5 protein-coding genes are annotated in these 3,515 nt (G+C 58.6%); 2 read left to right on the top strand and 3 right to left on the bottom strand.

Features of this window, described 5'->3' with window-relative positions; genetic code table 11:
• Together NG895_RS15260 and NG895_RS15255 are read left to right on the top strand one after the other, a co-directional pair.
• Positions 1-465 (top strand): hypothetical protein (locus tag NG895_RS15260; protein ID WP_252853385.1); only part of this gene is annotated, 465 nt, incomplete at its 5' end.
• A gap of 7 nt (positions 466-472) precedes the next feature.
• On the top strand, positions 473-1,180 hold the full coding sequence (locus NG895_RS15255; RefSeq protein WP_252853384.1) for a hypothetical protein: 708 nt from the start codon (positions 473-475) through the stop codon (positions 1,178-1,180).
• Between the two features lie 11 nt (positions 1,181-1,191).
• Here NG895_RS15255 and tnpC read toward each other — a convergent pair whose 3' ends face one another.
• The 3 genes from tnpC to tnpA are packed head-to-tail and all read right to left on the bottom strand — an operon-like array spanning position 1,192 to position 3,466.
• On the bottom strand, positions 1,192-2,751 hold the full coding sequence (tnpC, locus tag NG895_RS15250; protein ID WP_252853383.1) for an IS66 family transposase: 1,560 nt from the start codon (positions 2,749-2,751) through the stop codon (positions 1,192-1,194).
• 53 nt (positions 2,752-2,804) lie between these two features.
• Positions 2,805-3,134: an IS66 family insertion sequence element accessory protein TnpB gene (gene tnpB, locus NG895_RS15245; RefSeq protein WP_252853382.1), complete on the bottom strand. Its 330-nt coding sequence runs from the start codon at positions 3,132-3,134 to the stop codon at positions 2,805-2,807.
• Positions 3,131-3,466, bottom strand: a complete 336-nt coding sequence (gene tnpA, locus NG895_RS15240) for an IS66 family insertion sequence element accessory protein TnpA (RefSeq protein ID WP_252853381.1) — start codon at positions 3,464-3,466, stop codon at positions 3,131-3,133. Before tnpA ends, tnpB begins: the two co-directional genes overlap by 4 nt.
• Positions 3,467-3,515: the final 49 nt, after the last annotated feature.

Raw genomic sequence — 3,515 nt, 5'->3', positions numbered from 1 at the left:
GGAACTGCGGCGAGATACGGCGGTGTCCAACAAAGAGCTGCGTTACTTAACCGAATTCGTGAAGCCGGGTCATTGAGCGAAGGCAAGGGCGTCGTCCATGCCTTCCGAGAGATGAAGCGACTTGGTTACTCGCTGGAAGACGTGTCGCTTCACTATCGCGGCAATCAGGGTTTGGATCTAATCTTCTCTAATAGTGGCCGCCATGCGGTTGTGGAAGCAAAGCACGGATCCTACCTGTCATCGCTGAGGACCTATAGTGGGTTGCGCCAAGGCAGCCTTCGGTATAATGTCAGCCGGTTGAATAGATACTTAGACTACGGTGATGGGACTCATAATGCGTTCGTCAATCAACTCTTAAATGAGGCGGCGACAGGCCAGTTGGAGAGTTTTGGAACTTTTTACCGGAGCGGTAGAATATTTGAACTACCTCCCGGATGGCCAACCGTCCCCGCTATTCAACGGTAGGAATGAAATGACGAAGAAAATCGATCAAATCCTGGCGAACCAAGCTGCCCATGCAGTCCGCAGCGAGATGGGCATGGCTGTTGCGAAAGAAAATGGCAACTATCAGCTTGCGGCATTCAATTGTGAGCAAGCGTTTGAATCAAGGCTGATGCAGGGATTGATTACCTGGCGATCCGGAGACAACCCGACTCAATACTTTGAGCAAGCTATCTCGCGTTTTGCCCAAGACTGGCAAACGCTGCAAGAAATCGACAGCAAATCGCCAAAGCTTTCGGACGCTAGGTACGAGCAAGTGTACTTTGTAGCCTACCTTGTCGATCAGCCATTGCCGTTCTCCGCTCAGTCGAATGCCGCAGAAGCAATGCAGTGTGATCGAAGGCTTGATGCGGCGCTGGGACAGTGGCTGTTCGACGGCTGGGACGCGTCGCTGTGGAATTCAGGGATGGAGGAACTGAAGAGGAAGGGAAGTCCGCTAGCCGTAGAAACCTACTCGTTCTACCGGCAGGTGATGGAGACCACGATGCAAGACTTGCCCGAGTTGGAAGCGACTGCGGATCAACTATTTCGACGTCGCAAGAAAGACGGCTTTTTCTCCGGTGGAGTCCGGACGTCAGGTGGAGGACCGGACAATGACGTTACGGTCGATTACCGTTTCGCCGCACTGGCAAAGCGTGTCGGCTACGCGGGCAATAGCATCCATGCGTGGCGATGGTAAATCACAACTTACTACGTAGGTTCCACCGGTTCTGCCACATCTTCCGCCTTCCACACGTCGGGCAGAAACTGCCCAAGCTCCTCACGTGGCGTCGTGCCGATCTTCGCCAGCACGCTGGTGAGATACCGCTGCGGATCGACGCAGTGGCGTTCGCAACTGGCGATCAGCGACCAGAGCCGGGCGTGGTTCTCGGCAGCCGCATCGTTTCCTGCAAACAACCAGTTTTTTCGGCCCAGGGCGACGCGTTTGAGCGCCCGCTCGCTGGCGTTGTTGTCGATGTTGAGGAAGCCTTGCGTCACATACGTGGTAAGTGCCTGCCACTGGTTCTGGGCATAGGTGATCGCCGTGGCCATCGGGCTGCGGGGCAGCACGACTTGTTGCTCGGCATCGAGCCACGTCTTGATGCGTGTGAGCACTCCCGCGCTCCGTTCTTGGCGAAGTTGCCAGCGCGCGGCTTCATCCGCCTCCCTAGCTTCCCGCTCGATGGCGTACAACTCGGCGATGAGCGTGAGCATCTGCCGAGCACGCTCATCGTCAGAGTCCTGCGCATCGTAGAATTTCCGCCGCGCATGCGCCCAGCAGGCGACTTCTGTCACGTTCTGCGAATGGAAGATGCCGTCGTAACCGCCGTAGGCGTCGGCCTGCAGGTAGCCTTCGTAGCCCGAAAGCCACTTGGCAGGTCCGTCGCGGGATCGGCTCGGCGTGTAGTCGTACACAGTGTACGGGTTGGCCTCATCGCCCAAATAGCACCAGATGCGGCCCTTGCGGCATTGCTTGGCCCCGGGGCTCTGGATCGGCACTGTTGTGTCGTCCGTGTGGATCACCTTCGACTTTCGAACCCGCTCAATCATCAGGTCCACCAGTGGCCTGACCAACTCGCCTGCACAACGCATCCAAGCACACATCGTGCTGCGGGCAACGTGGACCTGCTGACGCTCGAAGATTCGTTCTAGCCGGTACAGCGGCAGGTGGTCGCCCAGCTTGCTGGTGATCACGTAAGCCAACAGGCTCGGCCCCGGCAGGCCCTTGTCGATCGGCTGCGGTGGCTTCGCCGCGGTAGTGATGTGCGGGTCGTAGCCGTCGTGGTCGCACTTGCTGCAAGCGTACTTGTGACGAATGTGCCGCAGGACCTTGAAGCTCGCCGGGAAGTATTCGAGCTGCTCGCTGATCTCGGACCCGATGCGGCAACGTTCGTTGCCGCATGCCGGGCAAGCCTTGTCGTCGAGGTCGTGTTCGATCTCGATCCTCTCCAGGTGCTCAGGCAACTGCTGCCGGCCATGCTTGTGACGTGGTCGCCGCGTCTTGAGCGGCTCGCCCGATTCTTCTTCGATGCTCGCAGTGTCGAGCGGGGCCTGGTCGACACGCTCGCCGAATAAGAGCAGCTGCCGAGGGTCGAACTTCTCGCTACGGGGGCCGTAGTAGCGACGCAAGATAGCTGCGACCGCAGCTTTTACGGCGTCATCAATGGCCGCCTGCTGGTCTGCCTTCAAGCGTTCCATCGCAAGTTGCTGCTCAGCGATAATTCGCTTGAGTGCATCCACGTCGTTCGGCAATCCGTCGGTTCGCGTCATGCTTCCTGTTGTAATGGTTCCACGCTGATCGCGCCATCCCAGGTGGCGAAGATTCACGCGACTTTCGAAGCCTTCACGTTGAGTCCGGAAAGTAGTCGCAACAGTTGCTCCGGGCTGATCTCGATCACCGGCTTGCCAGTACGTGGGAATTGGAATTCACCACGCTCCAGCCGCTTGTAGTAAATCGCCAGCCCGTCACGGTCCCACCACAGAATCTTCACCAAGTGACCTCCCTTGTTGCGGAACACGAACAGGCTGCCGGAGAGTGGATCATGACCGAGGAACGAGCGGACCACCTCCGCCAGCCCATCAAATGACTTCCGCATATCGACCGGCGTGGTCGCCACCCACACCTGCACGTTGGCCAGGTCAGCGGCAATCATCGCCCACACCGCGACTGCAGGGCGACGATCAGTTCCGCCAGTTGCTGCGTCGCCGTCGGCCCTGAGAATCGAAGCAGGCAGCCACCAGGCAACTCCACGGCAACCGACGTTTCATAGTTCTCGTCGTTCGTCACCACCGCTGGCACGAATGCTGGTTGGGAGCCACCGGCCTCTTCCCGCTCGTCAATCGTCCGTCGCCAAGCGTAGAAAGCCGACTCCGTGAGCTGCTCGCGCTTGCAGAACTCACGGACGCTCAAACCACTGGCCGCAAACCGCCCCAGCACCTTACGCCAATACCCTTCCTTCGCCGGGTCTCGCTGTTTCTTCGCCATTGCTGGTCTCCTGAGTGGAAAAACCAGCAGCTTGACCTATGGGCGGCTC

It is taken from the genome of Aeoliella straminimaris (assembly GCF_024054565.1).
In the GTDB taxonomy this organism is placed as follows: domain Bacteria; phylum Planctomycetota; class Planctomycetia; order Pirellulales; family Lacipirellulaceae; genus Aeoliella; species Aeoliella straminimaris.
The sequence above is the reverse complement of the archived record's forward strand: the minus strand, read 5'-3'. Positions and strand labels throughout refer to the sequence as shown.